Annotated in this window: 15 protein-coding genes; 4 read left to right on the top strand and 11 right to left on the bottom strand. The window is 70.9% G+C overall.

From position 1 onward, the window contains the following. Positions 1-8: 8 nt before the first annotated feature. A complete protein-coding gene (locus ABT004_RS21720; RefSeq protein ID WP_351339320.1) occupies positions 9-1313 on the bottom strand; it encodes a CynX/NimT family MFS transporter in 1305 nt (434 codons plus the stop codon). 140 nt (positions 1314-1453) lie between these two features. Between ABT004_RS21720 and ABT004_RS21715 the strand changes: the two genes are divergently transcribed. Together ABT004_RS21715 and qcrB are read left to right on the top strand one after the other, a co-directional pair. Continuing rightward, positions 1454-2155, top strand: a complete 702-nt coding sequence (locus ABT004_RS21715; RefSeq protein ID WP_351339317.1) for a FadR/GntR family transcriptional regulator — start codon at positions 1454-1456, stop codon at positions 2153-2155. A gap of 105 nt (positions 2156-2260) precedes the next feature. Continuing rightward, positions 2261-3919, top strand: a complete 1659-nt coding sequence (gene qcrB, locus ABT004_RS21710) for a cytochrome bc1 complex cytochrome b subunit (protein WP_351339314.1) — start codon at positions 2261-2263, stop codon at positions 3917-3919. Between the two features lie 58 nt (positions 3920-3977). On the opposite strand, the gene ABT004_RS21705 is transcribed toward qcrB, so the two are convergent. Further along, positions 3978-6647: a glycoside hydrolase family 31 protein gene (locus ABT004_RS21705; protein ID WP_351339311.1), complete on the bottom strand. Its 2670-nt coding sequence runs from the start codon at positions 6645-6647 to the stop codon at positions 3978-3980. A gap of 137 nt (positions 6648-6784) precedes the next feature. Here ABT004_RS21705 and ABT004_RS21700 point away from each other — a divergent pair, with 137 nt between their 5' ends. Continuing rightward, on the top strand, positions 6785-8974 hold the full coding sequence (locus ABT004_RS21700) for an MGH1-like glycoside hydrolase domain-containing protein (RefSeq protein ID WP_351339308.1): 2190 nt from the start codon (positions 6785-6787) through the stop codon (positions 8972-8974). Positions 8975-8984: 10 nt separating this feature from the next. On the opposite strand, the gene ABT004_RS21695 is transcribed toward ABT004_RS21700, so the two are convergent. From ABT004_RS21695 to ABT004_RS21685, 3 genes are all read right to left on the bottom strand, one after another. Beyond that, positions 8985-10121 (bottom strand): serine hydrolase domain-containing protein, encoded by a 1137-nt coding sequence (locus tag ABT004_RS21695; RefSeq protein ID WP_351339305.1) that lies wholly within the window; start codon positions 10119-10121, stop codon positions 8985-8987. A 74-nt stretch (positions 10122-10195) separates the two neighbouring features. Next, positions 10196-11626, bottom strand: a complete 1431-nt coding sequence (locus ABT004_RS21690) for a hypothetical protein (RefSeq protein ID WP_351339303.1) — start codon at positions 11624-11626, stop codon at positions 10196-10198. Next, entirely contained in the window at positions 11619-14489 is a 2871-nt protein-coding gene (locus tag ABT004_RS21685) for a peroxidase family protein (protein WP_351339300.1), read from the bottom strand. Before ABT004_RS21685 ends, ABT004_RS21690 begins: the two co-directional genes overlap by 8 nt. Before the next feature lie 300 nt (positions 14490-14789). Between ABT004_RS21685 and ABT004_RS21680 the strand changes: the two genes are divergently transcribed. After that, positions 14790-16046, top strand: coding sequence for a lipase family protein (locus ABT004_RS21680; protein ID WP_351339297.1), 1257 nt, complete (start codon positions 14790-14792; stop codon positions 16044-16046). A gap of 30 nt (positions 16047-16076) precedes the next feature. Here ABT004_RS21680 and ABT004_RS21675 read toward each other — a convergent pair whose 3' ends face one another. From ABT004_RS21675 to ABT004_RS21650, 6 genes are all read right to left on the bottom strand, one after another. Next, complete coding sequence (locus ABT004_RS21675; RefSeq protein WP_351339294.1) at positions 16077-18881, bottom strand: NHLP bacteriocin export ABC transporter permease/ATPase subunit; 2805 nt, start codon at positions 18879-18881, stop codon at positions 16077-16079. Position 18882: 1 nt separating this feature from the next. Next, entirely contained in the window at positions 18883-21000 is a 2118-nt protein-coding gene (locus ABT004_RS21670; protein WP_451190357.1) for an NHLP family bacteriocin export ABC transporter peptidase/permease/ATPase subunit, read from the bottom strand. Positions 21001-21110: 110 nt separating this feature from the next. After that, positions 21111-21908 carry a DUF2118 domain-containing protein gene (locus ABT004_RS21665; RefSeq protein ID WP_351339292.1) on the bottom strand — a complete coding sequence of 266 codons (798 nt, stop codon included), beginning with the start codon at positions 21906-21908 and terminating at the stop codon, positions 21111-21113. A 162-nt stretch (positions 21909-22070) separates the two neighbouring features. After that, on the bottom strand, positions 22071-22292 hold the full coding sequence (locus tag ABT004_RS21660; RefSeq protein WP_351339290.1) for a type A2 lantipeptide: 222 nt from the start codon (positions 22290-22292) through the stop codon (positions 22071-22073). A gap of 319 nt (positions 22293-22611) precedes the next feature. Beyond that, complete coding sequence (locus ABT004_RS21655) at positions 22612-23304, bottom strand: YoaK family protein (RefSeq protein ID WP_351339288.1); 693 nt, start codon at positions 23302-23304, stop codon at positions 22612-22614. Between the two features lie 37 nt (positions 23305-23341). Continuing rightward, positions 23342-24889 carry a carboxylesterase/lipase family protein gene (locus ABT004_RS21650; RefSeq protein ID WP_351339286.1) on the bottom strand — a complete coding sequence of 516 codons (1548 nt, stop codon included), beginning with the start codon at positions 24887-24889 and terminating at the stop codon, positions 23342-23344. Positions 24890-25031 lie beyond the last annotated feature (142 nt).

Genomic DNA, 25031 nt, shown 5'->3' with positions numbered 1-25031 from the left:
CCGGCGGTTCACGCCTCCAGCTGGCGGGCCCGGCCCGCTCCGATGCCCGCGAGGCCCATCGGCACGCACAGCACCGCGAGCATCACCAGCGGCACCGTCCACCCGCCCGTCGCGTCGTGCAGCGCGCCGAGCAGGAACGGGCCCGCGGCGGCGAACAGATAGCCGACGCTCTGCGCCATGCCGGACATCTCCGCGGCGCGCGCCGCATCGGGGGAGCGCAGCACGATCACGGCGAGCGCCGTACTGATCAGCAGCCCGCAGCCGAAGCCCTGCATCAGCATCCACGCGTAAGCCCCGCCGACCGGCGCGACCAGCAGGCCGAGCACGGAGCCGAGGACGAGCACGGAGCCGGCGAGGGAGAGGGCGACCTGGTTCGATGACCTGCCGACGAGCGCCGTGAAGGCAAGGGATCCGGCGATGCCCGCGAGGCTCATCACGGACAGCATCCACCCCGCCTGCGTACCGTCCATGCCCTGGCTGGTGAGCATCGCCGGGATCCACGCGGCACACGCGTAGTACTGCAACGACTGCAGGCCCATGAGGAGCGTGATCTTCCAGGCCAGCGGTGAACGGCGCAGCGGCGTACGGGAGTCGGCGGCGCCCGGGGCCATCGCAGGCGGCGCGTCCGAGCGGCGCAGCTGGGGCACCCACAGCGCGAGCGCGAGCGCGGAGAGCACCGCCCAGACGCCGATCGCCCCGCGCCAGCCGAGCCCGAGCGCGTCCCCGAGCGGCACGGTCACCCCGGCCGCGAGCGCGGCGCCGCAGAACAGCGCCACCGAGTACAGGCCCATCATCAGCCCGGTGCGGCGCTCGAAGTTGCGCTTGATGACGCTCGGCACGAGGACGTTCGAGAGGGATATCGCGGCGCCGATGAGGACGGTTCCCGCGAACAGTGCGGGCAGGCCGGGCGCGAGGCGCAGCGCGATGCCCGCCGTCAGCAGCGCCATCATCGCGCCGAGCGCCCGTGTCATGCCGATGCGCCGCGACAGCTTCGCCGCGAACGGGGCGAGCAGGCCGAAGCAGAGGATCGGCAGCGTGGTGAGCAGCCCCGCGAGTGAGCCGCTGAGCCCGGTGGAGCGGCGGATCGTGTCGAGCTCGGGCGAGACGGACACGACGCCGGGCCGCAGGTTCATGGCGATGAGGAGGATGCCGGCGGCGAGGAGGGCGCCGCTGAATTTCAGCCCCTGCGATTCCTTGAGCTCCGGGGGCCTTTTAAGCCCCTGCGGCGATTGAGCAGCGGGGTCCGGGGCAGCGCCCCGGGGCGTCACGCCGGGTGCGGGTGTGGATACGGAGGCTGGGTCACTCTGCGGCATGCGACCCAACGTAACATCCCATGTTTCGGTAGCTGCGGCCACGATATTGGGGCGTAATCAGGCAAAAGGGGGGTCGTGGGCCGGTGCAGACATGGGATATTTTGGAGTGTGCAGCCACCCGCACAAGAGAGGTCGCCTCCGTGCCCGCACCAGCCGAGACCGGCGCCACCCTGGTCCAGCGCACCACCCAGAGGATCGAGCACCGCATTGAACGCGGCGAGTGGGCCGTCGGCGACCGGATCCCGGCGGAGGGCCGGCTCGTCGAGGAGTTCGGCGTGGGCCGCAACACCGTGCGGGAGGCCGTCCGGGCCCTGTGCCACACCGGCCTCCTGGAGGCGCGGCGCGGCGACGGGACGTATGTGCGCGCCGCGAGCGACCTCAATGCCGCGCTCCAACGCCGCCTGCGCCGCGCCGAGTTGAAGCACATCCTCCAGGTGCGCCTCGCCATCGAACGGGAGGCGGCGCCCGCCGCCGCCGCGCACCGCGGCGAGGCCGACCTCGCCCGCATCCTGTCCGCCCTGCTCGCCCGGCACCGCGCGGAGGAGAGCGGGGACCCCGCCGCGTACGTCGAGAAGGACGTGGAGTTCCACCGGGCCGTCGTCGCCGCGAGCGGCAATCCGCTGATGACCGAGCTGTACGAGAGCATCGTCGAGTCGGTGCGCGACACCATCGCCTCGCTGCGCCCGAGCTGGACGCCGGAGCTGCCCGGCGCAAGCGCCCACGACGACCTGGCCGACGCGATCGCGCGCAGCGACCCGGAGGCGGCGGCCGAGGCGGCCTGGGCGCACACGCGGACCGTGGAGGCGGCGATGGAGCGGATGGCGGCCGACGGCGGAGGGTGAACCTCCGCCCCGCTAAGGGGAATTGACTGCTCGTCGCCCTCTGTCGGTGCCGCTGCCACGCGCTCTACCCTGACGGGAGCCTCAACGGCCCTGAGGGGGAGTCGCATGAGCGATGACAGCGAGCGCGTCCGAGGCGACGGACGCCGTCCCGACCCCCCGGGTTCCGGTGAACGCCTTGCCGACTGGGCGGACGGCCGGCTCGGGCTCTATCAACTCGCCAAGACGCAGATGCGCAAGGTCTTTCCCGACCACTGGTCCTTCATGCTCGGCGAGATCTGCCTCTACAGCTTCATCATCCTCATCCTCACCGGCGTCTACCTGACCCTGTTCTTCGACCCCAGCACCCAGGAAGTCGTCTACAACGGTTCGTACGTACCGCTCAAGGGCATCAGGATGACCCAGGCGTACGAGTCGACGGTGCACATCAGCTTCGATGTGCGCGGCGGGCTGTTGATCCGTCAGATCCACCACTGGGCGGCGCTCGTCTTCGTCGCCGGCATGACGGTGCACATGATGCGCGTCTTCTTCACCGGCGCGTTCCGCAAGCCGCGCGAGCTCAACTGGGTGTTCGGCTGGACCCTGTTGTTCCTCGGCATCATCACCGGCCTGACCGGCTACTCGCTCCCCGACGACCTGCTGTCCGGCACCGGCCTGAAGTTCGCGCAGGGCGCCGTGCTCGCGGTGCCGGTCGTGGGCACGTACCTGGCGATGTTCCTGTTCGGCGGCGAGTTCCCCGGCGACGACTTCATCTCCCGGCTCTATCCGATCCACATCCTGCTGTTGCCGGGCATCATGCTGGGCCTGGTGGCGCTCCATCTGATCCTGGTCTTCTACCACAAGCACACCCAGTTCGCGGGCCCGGGACGCAACGAGAAGAAGGTCGTCGGAGCGCCCTTCTTCCCCATCTACGTGGCGAAGGCCGGCGGCTTCTTCTTCCTCGTCTTCGGGGTGCTCGCGATCCTCGGCGCGGTGGCGACCATCAACCCGGTGTGGGCCTTCGGCCCCTACAGAACGGACCTCGTCACGACGGGCGCGCAGCCCGACTGGTACCTCGGCTTCTCCGAGGGGCTGATCCGCGTGATGCCCGCGTGGGAGATCAACGCGTGGGGGCACACGCTGCAACTGGGCGTCTTCATCCCGTTCACACTGTTCCCGTTGATCCTGTCGTTCATGGCGGTGTACCCGTTCCTGGAGTCGTGGATCACGGGCGACAAGCGCGAGCACCACGTGGCGGACCGGCCGCGCAACAAGCCGGTCAGGACCGGCATCGGCGTGGCCTGGCTGGCGCTGTACGGGGTGCTGCTGATCGGTGGCGGCAACGACATCGTCGCGACGAAACTGCACCTGTCGATCAACGCCATCACGTGGTTCGTGCGCATCAGCGTCTTCGTGGCGCCCGTCCTCGCGTTCAGCATCACCAAGCGGATCTGCAACGGACTGCAGCGCCGCGACCGCGAGAAGACGCTGCACGGACGCGAGTCCGGGCAGATCAGGCGGTTGCCGCACGGCGAGTTCATCGAGGTCCACGAGCCGCTCACGCGCGCCGAGTTGTACACCCTCAACCAGCACGAGCAGCCCGCGGCATACGAGTTGGGCCCACGGACCGACGCGAACGGGGTGGAGCGGAAGTTCACCGTCCGGCAGCGCATGCGGGCGCGGCTCGCCAAGGCGATGTTCGGCCCGGGCACCTATGTGCCGAAGGCGACAACCGAGGAGTACCGGGCGCTGCACGCGGGGTGGCACGAGTCGGAGCGGGTGGACTGATCGTATGAGTGAGAGGGGGCCGGTACACACGTGGACCGGCCCCCTCCCCGTCAGCGGCTCAGTCGCTCAGCCGTACCGTGAACGCCTTGTCCGTCGGCAGTGCTGCCGTACGGACCTTCGTCACGTGTGTCTTCTCGTCGTACGACCATGAACTCACGGCCAGCGGGCGGCCGTTCACGGACACCCGCTTCGGAGCCCCGTCGCCGTGCACGGTGAAGTTGTACGCGCGCTCACTCGCCTTGCCCGCGTAACTCCCCTTGCTGGCACCGACCTTGATGTCCGAGCCCCGCTTGCCGGTGTCCACGGTCACCCGCTGCGTGGCCGACGCGCCCTCCTTGAACTTGCGGGTCACCCCGTCGTCCTCGTACAGGGTGTACGCGTTGTGGCCCGGCTCCGACGCGTAGACGTCATAACCGAGTTGGCCCTTGTCGCGATTCTTGTACGACGTGGTTCCCTTGGGCCACATCGGCACGATCGCCCCGGACTTGACGAAGAGCGGGAGCGTGTCGATCGGGGCGTGGTAGCCGTCGATGGTCGTCGGGCCCTTGTACTGCTTTCCCGTCCAGTAGTCCGTCCACGTGCCCTTCGGCAGGTAGATGCCGTCGCGGGTGTCCGAGTCCTTGTAGACCGGTGCGACGAGGAAGTCGTCGCCCGCCAGATACTCGTACTTCGCCTGCGCGCCGAGGGTGTTGGCGTCCTTCGGGTATTCCAGCCACAGCGGCCGTACGCCGCCGACGCCGGTGTCCGACGCCTGCTTGGCCAGTGTGTAGAGGTACGGCATCAGGCGCTCGCGCAGTTGCAGATACTTGCGGTTGATGGAGGTGTACGGCTCGCCGTCCACCCACGGCTGCTGGTTGATCTTCTCGCCGGTGGTGATGTCGCTGGCCCAGCCGTCCATCGTCATGACGGCAGGCAGGAACGTCTTGGCCTGGAGATCACGCGCGTACATCTTGGCGTCGTGGGAGTAGATCGAGCCGATGTCACCGGTGTTGTACGCCATGCCGGACATCGTCGCGCCCGCGTACGTCGGGATCTGCCAGCGGATGAAGTCCCACGACAGCTTCTGGTCGCCCGACCAGAGGACCGCGCAGCGCTGGGCGCCCGCCCAGGACACCGGCATCCAGACGAGGCCGCGGGCGTCGCTGTTGTCCTCGATGCCGGCCTTCGCCTTGTCGCAGGCGTCGAGCGCCATGCCGTAGCCGTTGCCGACCCAGGCGACGTCCAGCTTGGCGACGCGCTGGCCCGCCTTCACCTGGTCGGCGAGCTTGTCGATGCCGTCCTGCGTCCACAGGCCGAGCTCGGCGTTGTGGTCCTTCAGCCCCTTGGCGGTCTCGGCGAGGTTCTCGTAGCCGCAGCCGTACCCGTCGTTGACCAGCATCCAGCCGAGCGGCATCTGGTTCTCGACGTACTTGTCGGCGACCTTCAGGGAGTCGAGGGTGTGGCGCTCGCCCTGGTTGGCGTTGTGCAGATAGCAGTCGGCGTCGCCGGGTTCGAGGCCGTAGACCGGCGGCATGAACGGCTTGCCGACCAGGCCCGTGTACGCGCCGATGACCCGCTTGGCGTCGCCGACGAAGTAGTAGGCGTCCAGGCGGCGTTCCTGCTGACCGGTGTGGACCGAGGGGCCGAAGTCGTAGACGCCGGGGGCGAAGGTGTTGCGGTAGACGCCGTAACCGGCCGAAGAGAGGTAGAACGGCTGGGAGTTGGGGTAGCCGCCCTCGTTCCAGTCGGTGTTGTTGGCGACGTAGACCGTCTTGTCCCGGTGGGAGAACGAGCCGTTCTGCTCACCGCCGCCGAAGAACTGCTCGTCGGCCCCGCGCTCCAGGCTCTGCCGCATCCCGCCGGTGGACCAGCGCAGCGGCCTGTCCTCCTGCCAGATCCGCGTCTTGTTGTCCGCCTTGTAGAGGCCGAAGCGCAGCGGCTTCTTGTAGACGCGCAGGACTGCGTCGGCGGACCGGATGCCGTGGTAGGCGCCCGCGTCGAAGGACGACGTGTGCGGGTCGACGGCCGGCTGTTTGCGCACGATCTGCCCGGCCGCCGGATCGCTGAACTCACCTGACGGGTCGGCCTGCAAGTGCAGCCCGCCACCCTTCAGGAACTCGGCCTTCGCCTTCAACTCCCCGGCGGCGATGGTGTAGCTGCCGTCGTCACCCTTGAAGGAGGTGAGTTTCCCGGCGTCCGTCGTCTCGGGCAGGTAGGCCTTGCCGACGAAGGAGTTGTCGTGCACGTCGTACGGTACGACCACCACGTGGTACGTGCCGTCCGCCCGCGGGATGACGGTCGCCTCCGGGTCGGCGGTGCCCGCGCTCGACGCCACCTGTTTGCCGGCGTCGTCGTAGACGTACATGTCGAAGTCGTCCTTGGGCTGCTTCGCCCACTCGACCGAGACGGGCACACCGCCCTCGGGGTTGTCGTTCCAATACCCGTCCGGGACCGCGACCTTGAGGTCGAAGCGGTCACATGTCTTGCCGTCCGGGTCGTCGGCCGCCGACGGACACTTCTTGGGATCGTCGACCGTGCCGGACGCGTAGGTGGGGCTCTGCCAGGTGACGCTCTTGTGCCCGTCGTCGAGCACGCCACTGCCCGGCGTGGCGGCGCCCGCTTCGTGCGCGGGGACGCTGAGGAGCGCGGCCGCGAGCGCGGCGGTGGTCCAGGCGGCCAGGGCGCGGGCTCTTCGGTGGGCCCCGCGGCCGGCTCTGTGGTGCGGCTGTTCTTGGTGCAGTCTTCGCATGAGGTACGTCTCCGCTCAGAACGACCAGTCGGTGTTTACTTGTGCTTGAAACTCCTTGCGCGCGTGCAGGATTGCGCACAGAGTCAGGGTTGAAGATCCCGCTCACGCAGGTTCATGTCAACAGGAGGCGCCGCCACGTGACCGCCCATCAGTCCACCCGCCGCCCCACCCGCACCGCGCTCGCCGCCCTGCTGCTCCTCGGCGGCGCCGGTCTCGCCGCGCCGCCCGCGGCAGCCGCGCAGCGACCCGGGCCCGACTACGCCGACGTCCTCGACCTGCACGGCACACCGAAGGCCGCACTGCCCGGGGACGACGAGGACAACAACCCCATCAGCACCTTCTCGGACCGGGGCGCCTGGCACGCGTACGCGCTGCCCAAGACCGGGGACCGGGCCGCGTACGGAGGGTTCAGCGGGCCGCTCCACATCGCGCAGGAGTACCCGTGGTGGCTGAGCAAGTCGTTCAGCCGGATGCGGCTCACCGAGGGCGGCCGCACCCTCGATCTCGCCGCCGGGGGCACGCCGCGCCTCACCTCACAGCCCGGTCGGCTCCTCCAGTCGTACGACCTCGGGCGCGGGCTCACCCTCGACCTCGAGCTGCGGTTCGCCACGAACCGGACGGCCCTGGTGCGCGCCGAAGTGCGCAACAACGGGGACAGCGCCCGCACGCTCGGCGCCGGCTGGAGCGGCAGCCTGCTGCGGCCGAAGAAGGCACCCATGCGCGACGCGCCCTCCCTGAAGCCCACCGGGCACGGCGTCGGCGTCGACTTCGCCAAGGTGCGCGAGAAGTGGGACTACCTCACCGACGGCACCGAACGCTTCGAGGTCACGCACAAGGACCCCGTGCACACGACCGTCGACGGCGACACGTACCGGACCGAGGCCGCCTCGCCGGTCACCCTCGCCCCCGGCGCCGCGCACCACTTCGACTGGACCGAGTCCTATACGTTCACCGCCGCCGAGCGCACCCGCGAGGCCCGGCGGGCGCGCGCCGTCCTGGCCGCCCCGCAGGCGTACGCCACCGCCGGTGACGCACGCTGGCGCGGCTACGTCGCCGGGGTCACGCGCGGCGTGCCCGCCGAGCGGCGCCGAACCGCCGTGAAGTCCCTGGAGACCCTCGTCGCCAACTGGCGCTCCGCGGCAGGGCAGATCAAGCACGACGGCGTGACGCCCTCCATCTCGTACAAGTGGTTCACCGGCGGGCTGTGGGCCTGGGACAGCTGGAAGCAGGCCGTCGGCACCGCCCGCTTCGACCCGGCGTTGGCCGAGTCGCAGATCCGGTCCATGTTCGACTGGCAGATCACCGCCGACGACAAGGACCGACCTCAGGACGCCGGGATGGTCCCCGACGCCGTCTTCTACAACGACCCCGCGCGCGGCGGCGGCAACTGGAACGAACGCAACTCCAAGCCACCGATGGCCAGTTGGTCCGTGTGGGAGGTGTTCCGCAAGAGCGGCGACCGGTCCTTCCTGCGGGAGCTGTATCCGAAACTCGCCGCCTACCAGGCCTGGTGGTACCGCAACCGGGACCACGACCACGACGGCCTCGCCGAGTACGGCGCCACCGTCGACCCCGCCAACGACTCGACCGAGGAGCGCCGGCTCGCCGCCGCCTGGGAGAGCGGCCTGGACAACGCGCCGCGCTTCGACGCGAAACTCGGCACCTCCGTCGTCGCCAACCACGCCGCCGACGGCACACTCCTCGGCTACTCGCTCGACCAGGAGTCCGTCGACCTCAACGCGTATCTCGCCCAGGACCAGGGCTACTTGGCGCGCATCGCCGAGACGCTCGGTCGCCCCGGCGAGGCCGCGAAGTGGCGCGAGAAGTCCGGGGCCACGAACGCCGCCGTGCGCTCCACGATGTACGACCCGGCCGACGGCTGGTTCCACGACATCGCCCTGAAGAGCGGCGCGCCGCTCACCGACCGCGGCCGCGGCATCGAGGGCGCCGTCCCGCTGTGGACGGGCGCGGCCACCAAGGCGCAGGCGGCGCGCGTACGTCAACGCCTCGTCGATCCGGGCGAGTTCGCCACCCACGTGCCGTTCCCGACCGTGTCGAAGGCGTCCCCGTACTTCGAGTCGACGGCCTACTGGCGCGGACCCGTCTGGTTCGACCACGCCTACATCGCGCTGAGCGGGCTGCGCCGCTACGGCTACACCAAGGACGCGGACGAGCTCACCGGCAAGCTCCTCGCCAACAGCAAGGGGCTCACCGGCGACCGCCCGATCCAGGAGAACTACGACCCGCTGACCGGCGCCCCGCTCAACTCCCCGAACTTCAGCTGGTCGGCGTCGTCACTGCTGCCGATCCTTTCCGGGGAGGAGTAGGGCCGGGCACTCACGACGCCGCGTACGTCCAGAAGTCCCGCATGATCTGCGGCGGCGTCGGCCCGGCCATCCCGAGCTGCGTCATCAGCACCGACACCGTGCCGGTCGCCGGTGTGAGGTGGGCGGCCGTGCCGGTGCCGCCCACCCAGCCGTAGCGGCCGGGCACGTTGTAGGGGTGGGTGCGGGTGACGTCGACGGAGCCGCCGAAGCCCCAGCCCTCGCCCTCCGTGAACAGGCCGCTCGCGGCGCGCTGTTCGGCGGTCAGGTGGTCCGTCGTCATCAGGCGCACCGACTCGGCGGAGAGGACGCGGCCGCCGCCCGCGAGCAGCATCCGGGCGAACGCCAGCCAGTCGTCCGCCGTGGAGGCGAGTCCGCCCGCGCCGGAGGGGAACGCGGGCAGACGGCTCCAATCGCCGTCCGGGGCGTCGACGAGCTCGGCGCCGCCGTCGGGCGTGGGCACGTAGCAGCTGGTGAAGCGGGAGCGCTTGGCGGCGGGCACCTCGAAGCCGGTGTCGACCATGCCGAGCGGCTCGAAGATCCGCTCGGCGAGGAAGTCGGGCAGCGAGTTGCTCGTCATCCGCGAGATGAGCACGCCCTGGATGTCCGAGCACGCGTTGTAGAGCCAGACCTCGCCGGGCTGGTACAGCAGCGGCACCCCGGCGAGCGAGGCCAGCCAGGTGTCCGGCTCGGGCACCCGCTGCGGATGGTTCGGGTCCATCAGGGCGAAGAGCGGCTGCACCGCGGGGAACGAGAAGTCCGAGGGGAAGCCCCAGCCGGCCCGGAAGGTGAGGAGGTCCTCGACGGTGATCGGACGGGCGGCCGGGACCACGTCCTCGATCGGGCCCGCCGGATCGCGCACCACGTTCGGCGCCGCCAGTTCGGGGAGCCAGTGCGAGATCGGCGAGTCCAGGGCGATGCGGCGCTCCTCGACGAGCGTCATGAGGGCCGCCGCCACGATCGGCTTGGTGATCGACGCGATCCGGAAGATCGAGTCGCGGGCCATCGGCGTCCCGCCCTCGATGTCGGTGTGGCCGATGGCCGCCACCTCGACCCGGTCGCCGCGGGCCACGAGGCCCACGGCCCCCGGTACGGGTCCCTTCGACACGTGCGGGGTCAGAACGTCGGTCAGGCCGGTGGTCTCGGTCATCGGGCGGTCCTCCAGTGCGTGTGCGATGCGGTGGTTTCCGCGTGAGCGTACAGAGGTGGACCGTCCGGACCGGCTCAACTCATCGGCTCCCCGTCCCAGAGCGTGTCGTGCGTCCGGTGCGCGTCGGTGAGTCCGTTTGTGAAGAAGCGCTCGTAGTACTCGCCCTCCACATGGTGCGCCTGCAGCCAGACCCCCGGCACATGGATGGCGTCCGTGTGCGCGGGGAATCGGCGGTGCGTGGCCAGGATGTACGTACAGATGTCGCGGGCGCACTCGATGACGCGCTCGTCGTACTCGCTGGCCTCGGCGAGATACCGCTGGCCGTAGTCCTCCTTGTAGACACGGGCGAAGACGTCCTTGTCGCCGTACGTGCCGCCGGTGCCGAACTTGGCGTCGACGATCGCGTCGACGGCGTCCGACATGGAGGCGTGCGCGGGCGGGCAGGCGGCGGCGATCAGCGGTTCGCCGGTCGCCGGATCGGCCAAGCGCACCGGGTGCGAGCGCAGGTTGGCGTACTTGGGCAGCGGGACGTGCCAGCGCCACAGGTCGGCGAGGCGCCAGCGCGGCGTGACGAAGGTGAAGCCGAGCATCCTCCCGTACGTCTTCGTGAACTTGGGGTCGCCCAGCGCGATCGCCGGATTGATCGACGCGTGGATCCAGGCGCCGAGGCCCATCGCCTCCGCCGTCAGCATCACCGTCTGGAGCAGCAGATCCGCCTCGATCTGGGTGCGCATCGGGCCCAGCGCGCCCAGCGGCAGCTTCAGGTCCTTGTTGAGGAACCCGTTGTCGAGCCACTTCTTGACGCCCGCCGGACGGTAGAGGTTCCGGTCGTCGACGAGCGTCGGGCGCGCCCCGTCCGGCTGGGTGAGCAGGTACATCAGGGCGTTGATGTACTGGTGCGAGAGGTCGACGACCGGGAACAGGACGGTCGTTCCCGGCTGGTTGGACAGGAAGCGGTTCGAGTCCAGATAGGCCGGGAAGTCGCGCAGGCCCTCGGCGACGTCCAGGCGGTGGTCGAGGACCTTCACCTTCGCCTGCCGGGCCCGCTCCACCAACGTCGGCGCGTCGAAGGGCTCTTGAGGTGCGGGCGGCAGCTTGCGCAGGAAGTACGTACCGCTGTCGTTGATCAGGAAGAAGTACGTGCCCTGCGCGTTGTCGGGGCTGCCGGCGGTGCGGCCCGTCATGGTCAGGTTCGGCTTGGACATGATGGGCTTGCCGTCGCGCGGGTCCTCGAAGGGGCGGTCCGGCATCGTCAGGCCCGTCGAGCCGGTGACGGCGATGAGCAGTGCCTCCTCCAGCTCGCTCAGCGGCTGCGGCTCGTGTTTCGAGCTGTAACTCATGGATCCGGCCGGAACCGAGGCGCCGCGGGAGACCCGGTGGGTGCGGCGGCGCCAGATGGTCTTCAGAAGCGGGCGCGCGAGCAGGTCGTCGAGGCCCTGGTGACCCGAGGAAAGGCCCTGGTTGCCCGAAGAGGGGCTCTGGTGACCCGAGTTGGTGTCAGCCATGCTCGCCACCGTTCTCCGCAGGCGCCACCGGACGCCACGGCGCGAACGCGCTCGCGTCGCGCGGCAGCAGGCTCGCGAGGTCCGGGCAGTGCCGCAGGATCACGGACTTCATGCCGCCCTTCTCCACCCAGTCCATGCCGAGCGGCGTGTAGACCTCCGGGCGGTAGTCGACGGTGAGGAAGCGGTCGCTCTGCAGCCGCCGCGTCGCCATCAGGATGAAGATGCGGAACGCGGTGTCGGAGAAGCCGAAGCCGGTGGGCGGGTTCTCCGCGAACAGGCCGACGACCGTGTCGATCTCGTCGACGTCCCGGTACACCTCCTTGAGGCGCGCGAGGGTCTCCGGCTCCTGCGTGAGGTCCTCGAAGCGGCGGATGCGCTCCTTGTGCAGGCCCGCGCGGAAGTCGTTGTAGCGGGGCACACCGCGCCTGCGGGTACGCACCAGGTCGACGACCGACAGGTCGATGATCTCGCCCTCGCGCTGGAACTGTGTAAGGGACGTCGGGTAGTTGTGCAGCGTGATCGCGCCGGGGTGCGCGATGCCGAACGAGTAGAGGGTGTCCGCCAGACCCGTCTTGCGTATCTGGCTCTCGGCGGCGGCGCCCTGGATGTCGTTGAAGCCGAGCGTTTCGAGGCGCTGCCCGAAGCGGTGCTCGCGCAGCTCGTAGTCGTCGGGGATCAACGGGTGCATCCGGTAGACCGTGACGAAGTCCTCGGTCAGCGAGTACGGGGCGCCGTGGTGGTCCGGCATCGTCTTCGGGATGCCGGTCAGGGAGTGCGATTCGAGGAGCCACAGGCCCAGCTGGTTCAGCCAATTCCTGGGTGGGCCCTCCCAGTTGGTGCGCAGGCCGATGTCGATGGCCTTCGTCGCGAGGATCGCCGGCGTCCACTCCACCGTGTGAATCTTCGCGATGAGCGCGGAGACGACGAGCCGCGCCGTGTGGTAGATCCGCTCCTCGCTCATCGACGGGTACTCGGCGCGCAGCGCGTCGCACACCGCGTTGTGCTCGCGGGCGAACAGGGTGTGCATGGAGCTGAGCCCCATCCACCAGTTGTCCTTGAACCCGGTGATCGGGATGCCGGTCCGGTCGATCGGGATGTGCCCGCCGTCCAGCAACAGTCGCGCCCCGCCCTCGGGTTCGCGCAGCTGCTTCGCGGTCTGCTCGTCGCCGCCGTACACCTCGGAGCCGTCCCACCAGTGCGATGCGGTGTTCCCGAAGAGGATCGGCGGCTCGTCGCCGGGCAGCACGATTCCCTCGTTCTCGGCGAACCGCATCACGCTCTCCTGGGGCCCGCCAGGCGTGTTGACCCACGTCCCGCCGCCCGGCGGCAGCGGCACCTCGACCGCCTTGTCGCCCGGCTTGTAGCGGCGGTGGTTGACCCAGTCGTGCACCTGGAACTGGATCCAGGCCGCCGCCAGGATGTTCAGCGACGTCGCCGGGACGAAGCTGTCGCGCGCCAGCAGACTGCGGCTGACCGTCACCGGGTTCGGGGTGTCGAAGAGGTCGGGCCGGAGCACCGGCTTGAGGTTGCGGCCGAACGCGGCGCCCACCGCGCCCATCTGAGGCTCCGACAGGTCGTTGTACGTGCCGTCGTAGGAGCGCTCGGTGCGCAGCCGCTCGTCGACCGGAACGGGTACCGGCTCGGCCTTCGGCGGGGCCTCCTGCACATCGGTGTCGATCAGGTTCAGCTTGCGCAGCACCTTCCGCAGGAACACCAGGTTGAGCAGGCTCAGGTCGACCGGCAGCCGGTGCCACGGCACGTACCGGTTCAGGGCACGGAAGGCGAGGCCTACGGGAGCGCCGAGGATCCGGTTCCTGAGCGGCTCGTGCGGGGTGAAGCGAGTGCCGTGGCGCTGCGCGCTGCTCGCCTTGTATGCCGCCTTGCGGGCCCGGTTGAGGTTGCCCAGCGGGCGGAAGTCGTCCGTGGTGTACCACGGGTTGAAGGAGAGCTCCTCGATCCGCCGGGCCGCCGAACGGGCCTCGGCCGTCGTGATGTCCTGGCTCGGTATGGTCAGGCGGGCCACGGGGATCGGCGGGGTGATCGCCTCCTTCCACTCCACGGAGCAGTCCTCGACGGGGGTGCGCCGCTCGTCGACGTAGCGCTGCACGCACAGGTCGAAGGCGACGTCGCCGCGGGCGAGCCGACGCGCGAGCTCCCGGTGCAGGAAGTTCGGATCGCGGCGGTCGGGGCGGGGTTCGGGGCCGCCGCCCACGGCGGGCCGCAGCAGGAAGCGGACCGGGCCCGCCTCGCTCCACAGCATCGCGCCGCGGCTCCAATAGGTCTCGCGGGCAAGGCTGTTGACGGTGTGCCGGGTTGCGGCCTGGACGTTGCGGCGCATCCGGTTCGCGGTGCCGAGGCCGACCGCGACCGGCAGCTTCACGAGGAGGCCGAACGCCTTCTGCAGCGGATTGCGGGCCCCGGCCAGCGCCTTGGCGAACGCCACGAACTCGCGGGCGTCGCGGGCGTGCGACACCGGGAAACCGGTCGCGAGCAGATCGTGGCTCTGCTCGGCCGACACTTTTACGCGCACGGCGATGCCGTGCAGGTCTGGCGCCCCGTCGGGGCCGCGCATGCCGCTCGCGTTGGAGAGCCGCACGGTCGCCGGATACTCGGCGCCGGGCTGGGCGAGGCCGCCGCGCAGCGCGGCCGGAAGGTCGTCGTTGAACCGCAGGCGGGCGTTCTCCACGCCGAGCGCGGCCTTGGCGTGGAAGGCGCGCTCGAAGCCCTGGGCGCCACTGGCCCGCCGGTTCGCGACCTGAACCTTCATGATCTCGCGCGCGAGGCGTTCGAACACGAGGCGTTCGGCCTCGGGACTGCCGCCCTCGTACCGCTCGTACTGTGGCTGACGTTCGTTCTCGGCCATCATTGCCGTCCCTGTCGAAGGTGCGTGGGGAAGGTACGTTCAGGGGGAGGGGCAGCGACGCTATCGGCGCCCTCGGACCTGCCACAGCGACCGATCCCGCCATGTACGCGCGCGCGAACTCCCGTACGGCCAGGGGGATTTGCGCCTGTCAGCGACCGGTCGGTACCAGGTGGGTCAGCACCGCGCGCCGCCCGCCCCACACCCGCCTCACCCGCAGGTCCCGCACATGGCCGTTTCACGACGCCTTGACGCGGTCGTGCGCCGATGGTGTGCTGCACAGCCCCCGCTACGGGAGGTGTCATGCGGCACGCGATCGTGCAAGGACCCGCCTTCGCGGACCTGCGCCCCCTCAAGGAGGCCACGTTCGTCGAGCCGGGCAGAACCACCTTTCCCGTCCACCCGGAACTGCCCCGCCTGCTCAGCGACGACAAGGAGCACCCCGATCCGGCGGGCGTGCTTCCGCACACCATGGCGACCCTTGCGGCGTACGCGTACGCCGGTTACGAGCAGGGTGGCGACGCGGAGACCGTCGCGATGATGGCGACGCGGCTCGGCCTGGAACGCAACCGCGTCCGCGTCTTCGAGCAGCGCGTCGACGCGCTCTACATCGCCTCCGCCGCCTACCTGATCCAGGACGAGGACCGCCGGATCGCGATCCTCTGCTACCGGGGCACCCAACCCGAGGACATCATCAGCATCCTCACGGACGCCGACGTCCGCCCGGAGACCCTCGCCGTCGACCTCGACGGCCGCGAATACGCGGTGCACGCCGGCTTCTACCGCAACATGCGCGCCACCCGCTACCTCATCCTCCAGTCCCTGGAGCGCGCTGTGCGCGGCGAGTCCATCGACCCCGACGAGCCGGGCACCCGCGGCCCCGGCCTCGAAGCGCTCTACATCACCGGGCACAGCCTCGGCGCGGCCATGGCGGCCCTGATGGCGGTCACCCTCGTCCACGAGCCCCGCTACGCGCACATCGCCCGCCTGCTGCGCGCCGTATACACCTTCGGGCAGCCCATGATCGGCGGCCCGGACCTGGCGCGCGCCTGCGCGGACACCGTCGACAGCAACGGCACCCACCTCCTGCGTGACCGGCTCCTGCGCTACATCTACGACCGCGATGTGGTGCCCGCGCTGCCGCCGCGCCCCGTCGGCCCCTACGCCCCGTTCGGCCGCGAGTTCCACTTCCGCAGGCCGCGCAGCGCGGTCGACGCGGCGTTCACGGCCGCGGCCGACGCGGCGGCCGAGGCGGCATCCTTCCCAGGCGACCTCCTCACCGGCACGAACCCGCTGCGACGGCTGCGCCGCATGACGGCGATCCCCGGCCGCGCCCGCGAGGAGGGCTGGGTCGAGCGGCTCGAACCCGCCCTGCCCTACGCCCAGATGGACAGCCTCGCGGGCCTCGCGGTCGTGGCCCCCCTCGCCTTCTTCGCGGCCCGCCTCGCCCTGACGCGGACGCTCCCGTTCAAGTACTCCTTCGACGATCACGGCCCGGCGCACTACGTCAACGCGCTTGCACCGCCTGGTGTGTTGAGCGAGTACGGGGACGTGCGCTGACCTTACGAAGGGCCGAAGCGCTCCGAGGTGTTACGCCATCTGTCGCCGCACCAACTCGTGCAGCCGCCCACCCGTGTCCCTCAACAGCTCCTCCGGGGAGCCCTGTTGCACGACCCGGCCCGCCGACATCACGATCACCCGGTCCGCGTCCATGACCGTCGACAGACGGTGTGCGATGACGACCCGCGACGCCCGGAGGGCCTTCGTGCTGTCGATGACGATGCGCTGCGTCTCGTTGTCGAGCGCGCTCGTCGCCTCGTCGAAGAAGAGAATGCGCGGGCGGCGGATCAGCGCCTGCGCGATCATCAGGCGCTGGCGCTGGCCGCCGGAGACCGCGCCGCCGCCCGAGATCATCGTGTGCAGGCCCATCGGCATCCGTTTGATGTCCTCGGCGAGGCCCGCCATCTCGGCCGCCGCCATCGCCTCCTCCTGCGTGAAGGCCTCGGCGCCGCAGATGCAGTCGAGGATCGACCCGCTCAGTGGCTGGGCGTTCTGCAGGACGACGCCGCACTGGCGCCGCACCGCCGCCTGGTCGAGCGCCGAGAGGTCCTGGCCGTCGTACAGGACGCTGCCGGAGGCCGGGGCGTCGAAGCCGATCAGCAGGCGCAGCAGCGTGGACTTGCCGCAGCCGCTCTCGCCGACCACCGCCACGAACTCGCCCGGCCGGATGGACACGTTCACGTCGTCGAGGACCAGCGGGCCGTCGTCGGTGTAGCGGAAGGAGACGCCCCGCGCGTCGAGCGCGCCGGTCAGCTCGCCCGGCTGCGTCGCCGCCTCGCGGACCTCGGGCTTCTCGTCGAGCACCGGCTTGATCTGCTCGAACATCGGCAGGACCGCGGCCGCCGAGATCAGCGCGCCGGTCAGCTGCGTCACCGACGTCAGGAGCATCGTCACCGACGTGTTGAACGTGAGGAAGGACGCCGCCGACATGGAGCCGCGGGCCGGCCCCGCGAGCAGCATGAACATCACGAGGGAGCACAGCGGGAGGTAGACCGAGTTGAGGACCGTCGTCGCGTTCTTGATGCGGCCGGCCCTGCGTTGCAGCTCGCGGGTGCGCGCGAACTCCTTCGCCCACGCCGCGTACGCGAAGCTCTCCGCGCCCGCGACCCGCAGCTTCGGCAGCCCGCGCAGCGTCTGGAACGCCTGGTTGTTGAGCTTGTTGCCGAGCTTCACCAGGCGGCGCTGCCAGCGCAGTTCGAGCAGCCCGAGGGTGAGGAAGACGGCCGCGACGAGGACCAGCATGCCGAGGGCCGCCATCGCCAGCGGGACGCTGTAAAGGAGGAGCATGACGAAGTTCATCGCGCCGACCGTCGTCGACTGGACGACGATCGGGCCCACGCCGGACAGCAAGCGCCTGATCGAGCTGATGCCCATCGCCGCGCTCGCCAGCTCACCCGTCGAGCGGGAGGCGAAGAAGCGGGTCGGCAGCCTCAACAGCCGGTCCCAGACGGCCGGTTGGAGGACGCTCTCCACTCTTCCCTCGATGCGCAGCACCGTGAGGTTCTGGAGCAGCATGAACGCCGCCGTCACGACACTGGTGACCACGACCGCGAGCGAGACCTGCGCGATCAGGCTGGTCTGCGCGTTCGGGACGTACGTGCCGAGGACCTGGCCGGTCGCGACGGGGACGAGCGCGCCGAGGACCACCGTGACCAGGCCCGCGAGCAGCAGCCTGCGGATGTCCTTCGTCATCGACTGCATGCTGAAGCGCACCAGCCTGAGTGGGGTCAGATCGCCGTCGGGGAGCGGGCGGTAGAGCATGATCGCCCGCTCTTCGAAGTCCTCCGCGTTGTCCTCGTCGACGCGGATACGCCGGTCGCCCGCCGGGTTCACGGTCTCGTAGCCGCCGCGCCGCCACAGCAGTGCGACCGGGGCGCCGGACGAGGCCCGGTAGCCGACCAGCGGGCCCGCGTCGCGGCGCCACCAGTCCCCGGCGAGGCGTACGGGACGGGTGCGAAGACGGGAGGCCGTGGCGAGTTGTTCGACCGGGTCGAGGCGGTCGCTGACCGCGCCCACGTGGTCGGGGTCGACGAGCCGGATCCCGGCCGCGTCCGCGACGACCTTGCAGGCCGCGTACGTGGCGTCGGCGCCCGCGTCGTGGGAGCCCCGGCGGCCGCGCTTGGTGCCCATGGACGCGAGCAGCGTGCGGTCGGCCTGCTCGCGGACGGCCTCGCCCGCGCGGATGCCCGCCGCCGCGCGGTCCTCGTGCGCGCTCTCCAGGCGCTCGATCCAGCGGTCGAGCGTGGAGAGCAGCCGCCACTGCTGGTTGACCATGCTCTGCCACAGGCCGGTGTCGACCAGCAGATCGGACGCCGCGTCCGCCGCGTAGGCGGACCCGTACTGCACGCTGCCGGGAGCGAGTTGGGGCCACAGCACGTCGTCGTCGCCGACGAGGGAGTCCTCGACCGTACGGCTCTCCAACGGCGCCTCGAAGAGGACCTGCTGCCCGCGGCCCACACCGAGCGCGAAGGCCTCCTCCAGCAGACTCCACCCGTACGAACCGTCGTAGGCGGGCGGCGCGTACGGCAGTTCGCGCAGCGGTATGCGGCGCACCTGGCAGCCGGACAGCGGCCGCCCCACGAGCGTGTGCTGCGTGCCCTCGACCGGGCCGAGCAGCAGCGTGCCCGGCTCCAGGCGGCCCAGGAAGTGCCAGTGCCCCTGGCTGTGCGCGTCGACCGCGAACAGGTCGAGCGCGCCGCCCGCCACGAGCCACAGCACGTGCGGGCCCTCGAGCGGCAGGTTGCGCAGATCGGTGCAGTCGACGGGGGCGCCGAGGCCGCCGAAGGCCGCCACCACTTGGTCGGAGGACGTGAACTCCGTTTGCGCGTCGGTCATCTCAGTGCTCCTTGACCAGCTCGGCGTACGGCCCGCCGGCCCGCACCAGATGCTCGTGGCGGCCCCGCTCGACGACCTGCCCGTGGTCGAGGACCACGATCTCGTCGCTGTCGCGGACCGTGCTGAGGCGGTGCGCGATGACGACGCAGGCGCAGCCGCGCCGCCGGATGTTGTCCATGACGGTCTGCTCGGTCTCCGCGTCGAGCGCGCTGGTCACCTCGTCGAGCACGAGGATCGAGGGCCGCCGCACAAGGGCTCGCGCGATTTCGAGCCGTTGCCGCTGACCGCCGGAGAAGTTCCGGCCGTCCTGCTCGACCCGGCCGCGCACACCCCCGGGGCGGCGCGCCACCACGTCGTACAGGCACGCGTCGCGCAGCGCCTCCTCCACGGCCTCGTCGGAGATCGACGGGTCCCACAGCGCGACGTTGTCGCGGACCGTGCCCTCGAAGAGGAACACGTCCTGGTCGACGAAGGAGACGGAGGCCGCGAGCGCGCCGCGCGGGATGTCGTCCAGGCGCCGGTCGTCGATCCGGATGACGCCCTCCCACGGCGCGTACAGGCCGGAGATCAGGCGCGAGACCGTCGACTTGCCGCTGCCCGAACCGCCCACCAGAGCGACTTGCTGTCCGGGCCCCACCGTCAGGGAGAAGCCGGACAGGAGGGGCTTGTCGAGCGGGCTGTAGCCGAACGTGATGCCATCCAGCTCGATGTGGCCGCGCAGTCGGCGCGTGCTCTGCACCTGCTCGGGGCGCGCGTACAGCTGGTCGACGGGGAAGTTCTCCACGTCCTTCAGGCGCGCCACGTCGGCCGCGAAGTCCTGGATGCGGCCCGCGACACTGTTCAGCCGGGTCAGCGGCGTGGTGAAGCGGGTCATGAGTGTCTGAAAGGCGACAAGGAGACCCACCGACAAATGGCCCTCGACCGCCCGCATGCCGCCGATCCAAAGGATCAGCGCGCTGTTGAGGGTCGCGAGGGCCGGCGCGACGATGCCGAGCCACGCGCTCGGCACCCCGAGCTTCTGCTGCTCCTCGAGCGTGGTCGCGTGCTGGCCCGCCCACCGCCGGAAGTAGCCGTTCTCGCCGCCGGTCGCCTTCATCGTCTCGATGAGCTGAAGGCCCGTGTACGAGGTGTTGGTGAGCCGCGCCGTGTCCGCGCGCAGCTTCTGCGTGCCCGTCGCCCGCAGTCGTACGACCACCCGCATCGCCACCACGTTCAGCAGCGCGATCCCGACGCCGACCGCCGTGAGCTGCGGATCGTAGGAGTACAGCAGCGCCGCGTACAGCAGCACCACGATCCCGTCGACGCCCGCCGCCGTCAGGTCGCGGGCCAGGGTCTCGGCGACCGCGTCGTTCGACTGGAGGCGCTGCACCAGGTCGGCCGGACTGCGCTGCGAGAAGAACGTGACGGGCAGGCGCAGCAGATGCCCGAAGAAGCGGGCGCTGCTCAGCGTCGAGGAGATGATGCGGCCGTGCAGCAGGTTCGTCTGCTGCAACCACGTGAGTACGGCGGTCAGCGCCACCATCGCGCCCATCGACGCGAACAGCGCGCCGAGCAGCGACGTCTGGTCGCCGATGAGGAACAGGTCGATGTACGTCTTGCTGAGCGCGGGCACCGCCGCGCCCACGCCGACCAGCAGCAGGCTCGCGAGCAGCGCGAGGAGCATCGTGCCGGTGGTGCCGCGCAGCCGTGCGGGCAGCGCCGTCATGATGCCCGGCTTGCGCCCGCCCGTACGGAAGCCGTCGCCCGGCTCCAGGACGAGGACGACACCCGTGAAGCTCGTGTCGAAGTCCTCCATCGGCACGAAGCGGCGGCCCTTGTCGGGGTCGTTGATGTGCACGCCGCGGCGGCCGAAGCGGCGGCCCATGCCGTCGTAGACGACGTAGTGGTTGAACTCCCAGAACAGGATCGCCGGGCCCTGCACCTCGGCGAGCGCGGCCGGTTCCATCTGCATGCCCTTGGCGGTCATGCCGTAACTGCGGGCCGCCTTGAGGAGGTTCGAGGCGCGCGAGCCGTCCCGCGAGACGCCGCACGCGATGCGCAGCTCCTCCAGCGGGACGTGCCGGCCGTGGTACGCGAGGATCATCGCGAGCGCCGCGGCGCCGCACTCGACGGCCTCCATCTGGAGCACGGTGGGCGTGCGCACTTTCTTGCCGGGCTTCTTCGGCGGAGGAGCGGGGCGCGAGCGGCGGCGGTCCGGGCGGTGGCCCGCGGGCGGCAGGGAGGTCGTGGTCACGGCTTCAGCCAATCCATCGGGCGCTGATCGGCGAGGTGTACGGAGCCGGACGCGAGAGTCATGGAAGCGAGCGGATAGGGCGGGCCGCCCTCGGACGACCAGGCGTACCCGGACTTCGTGTCCGCCTTCTTGAGTTCCACCAGGACCGGGACCCGGGCCCCGCCCTTCGTGAACCCGCCGGCCAGCGAGCTGTCCCCGATGAAGTCGGTGACCTGCCGCTTCGTCTGGGCGGCGCGGCCGACCGCCTTCACGGTCCCGCGCAGCACGCCGTACTGCTGCGCCTGCGGCACGTTCAGGTCGACGTCGGCGCCCGCGTCCACGGTGCCGGCGCCGGTGGCGGGCACGTACAGCATCGCGAGCAGCGGATCGCGCGTCGAACCGGTCTTCTCCACCGTCGCCACGTCGGAGCCGGTCGTGACGACCGAGCCGATCCGCGCGACGAGCGCCGTGACCCGGCCGGCGTCGATGGCCCGCACGGCCCGGTTGCCCTGCGCGGTCCGCACCTTGAGGATCGGCGCGCCCGCGCGCACCCGCTGGCCCTCCTTCACGTACAGGCCGGTGACCTGCCCGGTGACGGGGGTCTGCAGGACGTAGCTGCCCTGCGCGTACGTGAGGATGCCGTCCGCCTTGAGCGTCGATGACACCGAGCCGGTGACGGCCCAGACGCAGGCGGCGACCATCACGACGACGGTGACGGCGAGTACGAGCAGTCCCTGCGGCCGCGCGAGGCGCACCGGCAGATCGAGCTCCTCCGGCGACTGCAGTTTGGACAGGGCCTGTTGGCGGAACTGCACGGGGTCTTTCCCTTACCTAGCTTCCTTGCCGGGCCGAACCGAAAGGGCCCAGAGGGGCCGGTGCCCGGACGCCCCGAAAGCCCCGGGACCGGTGGGTCCCGAGGCTTGGGGTGCGCCACCCGTCAGGAGGTGGCGCGGGGATCCCGAGGGATCGAATCCGACTCAGAGGCCGGAGGTCAGGCCGCCGGCCAGACCGGTGACGGCGCCGGCGTTGACGCCGGTGAGGCCCTCGACCGTGTTGGTCACGGAGGAGACGGTGCCGGCGACCGGGGCGATGCCCTCGACCGTGCCGGTGACCTGGCCGACGAGGCCGCCGACGAGACCGCCGGAGACGTTGTCGAGGTCGGCGTCCGAGATCTCAACGGTCTCAATGTGGTTGCTCATGGTGAGCCGCCCTTCTCATGGGGGGATGTCCTGGTATTTCAAATACGCGGGGCGCGCTGGAAATCGGTGGCTGCGAATCCCTGCGGCCATCATGCGATGCGGAGGATCAAAGCATGTTGACGCGTCGCACAGCTAATCCGATCGGGTCCATTCCGGGGGGATCGGCGAGGCCAATTACCTTCGTGTGCCGGGGTGTTCACAGCCGACTGGCATGTCCTTCACATTCTTCACGGAGAGGATTGTGAACGCCCGGTGTCGCAGAACAGCAAAGGGGGACAGGCGGGCACTAATGGCGTGCGGTGGTTGTATGGGCCAATATTTATTTGCGAAGCTCCGTGACTGCCCTGCGCATTCGGTGTGCAGGTTTCTGGCACGCGACCGCGGCGGCGGTCAGGACGGCCGGCGGCGCGAACCCCCACGGCGGGAAAGCCTCCCGCACCGCTACGGCGCAGGCCGCGCCGCCGACCACGGCCAACAACCGGCCGGTCACCCACAGTTGCTCCCGGCCGCGCCCCGACCCGTCCGCCACCCCGGTCACGAGCGTCGTCAGCGTCCCCGTGAAATAGGTCGTGGGCGCGGCCCCGCCCCCCGCCGCAACCATCGCGGCCGACTGCCCGCCCATCGCGAGCGCGGCCACGACGAGCAGCGCGGTCCGCCACACCCCGACCGGGTCCCCGTCGAGCACACCGCCCACCACCGCGACGAAGCCGAGCAACACGCACTGCGCGGCGAGGCAGGCGACGACGCGGCCCGGCCACCCTGTCGCCCGCGCCTCGCGAACGCCCCGGCACGCGAGGGCGGTCGCCGCGGCCCCCACCGCGTACCCGCCGAGCGCGTACAGCGGCGCGGCCACGTCGTGCCCCGAACCCGGGCCCGCCGAGATGCCGAGCAGCACGAGGTTCCCGGTCATCACGCCCGCGAACACGGTGCCGAGGGCCGTGAACGCGAGCGCGTCCACGGACCCGGAGGCACCGGCGAGCAGAACCAGGGACATTTGGGCGCGTTTGTTCATGCCTGAGACGGTAGGCGCGGAAACCGTTTCGAAACGCTCAGCCGTCGGCGCGTCGCGCGGTCGCGCTCGCGCCGGGCTCCAGGTCCAGCGGCACGAAGTCGAAGCCCTCCCACAGCAGCCGGGAGGCCTCCTCCGGGTACGGGGCCGTGCGCGAGGGTGCGTCGAAGACGCGGGTCGCCCGCTCGCCGGCGGTGAACGGCGCCCACCCCGGGGCCCCGTCCTTCGCGAACGCGGTCCACGCGGCGCCCATCTCTCGCGACAACTCCACGGCCCTGTCCGGGAGTTGACCGCCGAGGAAGAGGCCGGCGAAGGCGGAGTCGAGCGTGCCGAAGACGAGCGGCACGTCCAGCGCGTGACAGGCGCCCATCGCGCCGCCCGCGCCGGGAGCCTCCCAGCACAGCTCGTACGCGTACGCGGTCCCGCCGCCCGCCGCGTGGGCCTCGGCCAGGCGCAGCGACGGCATCCGGAACAGCCAGTCGGACATGACGAGTTCGTGCAGCCGGACCGGGTCCGCGGACGGGTACGCCGCCCGGTAGCCTGCCTCGGCGCCGGGTCCCGGACCGAACCGCAGCAGCGCCTCGACCGCCTCCTCCCCGGTCGTCTTCCCGTACCGGCCCGCCATGATGGTGAACAGCCGGAACTCGTCCCGGTTGTGCCCGACGAGCAGCTCGACGTCGCGCGCGGCGCCGCCCGCGAGCGCCTCCCACGGCGTGGTGGGCAGCACCTCGCCGTCGACCACCGGCGAGAACGGGGTGGAGGTGTGGGCGACGCGGCCCCAGCGGTCCGCGTACTCGGGCAGCACGCGGATCAGGTCGTCCGTGGCGTCGCGCAACGCCTTCGGCGCGCACGCGGCGAGTTCGGCGGCCCCCGCGCCCGGCACCCCGAGCCGCTCCGCGATCCGCGCGCCGATGTCACGCGCGAGGTCGAGCGTGAAGAACGTGCCCGGCACGCTCTGCGCCACCGCACGCCGGAACAGGCCCGCCGCCGAAGGCATTGCGAGCAGCGACGCCACCGAGCCCGCGCCCGCCGACTCCCCGAAGACGGTGACCTGGGCCGGGTCGCCGCCGAACGCCGCGATGTTCTCCCGCACCCAGCGCAGCGCCGCCACCTGGTCGAGCAGGCCCCGGTTGGCGGGCGCCCCGTCGAAGACGCCGAAACCCTCGGCGCCGACACGGTAGTTGAGGGTCACGACGACCGCGCCGCGGCCGGCGAGCGCGGAGCCGTCGTAGTGCGGCCCGTCGGTGGAGCCGGTGACGTACGCCCCTCCGTACACATAGACCAGCACGGGCAGGCCCGCGGCGCCGAGCTCGGGCGACCACACGTTGACGGTCAGCCAGTCCTCGCCCTCGGGGACCGGGCCGCCCGCGAGTCCACCCGCGAGGGACTGCGGGGGCGGCGGGCCGAAGTCGAACGCGTCCCGCACACCGTCCCACGGCAGCGCCGGTTCCGGGGCCGCCAAGTGTATTGGCCCGACCGGTGGTTGGGCGTAGGGGATGCCGCGGAAGACGCTCAGCGCTCCCTGCGCGAGCCCGCGGACCGGGCCCGATGAGGTGCGTATCGGCGCGGTGGGGGTGGCGTCGGTCATGCGTGTCCTCCCTAGTGGCTCACCTGGTGCCCGACAGGTGGGGGGGGGGGGGCGGCGGCCCGACGGGGCAGGCGGCCCGCCCCCAGCAGAGCGGCGGGGGGCCGAACCACGGGCGGCGGCCGCCCCCCCCCCCCCCCCCCCC

The sequence above is a fragment of the Streptomyces sp. NPDC002790 genome (assembly GCF_040295505.1).
Taxonomy (GTDB): Bacteria; Actinomycetota; Actinomycetes; order Streptomycetales; family Streptomycetaceae; genus Streptomyces.
The sequence above is the reverse complement of the archived record's forward strand: the minus strand, read 5'-3'. Positions and strand labels throughout refer to the sequence as shown.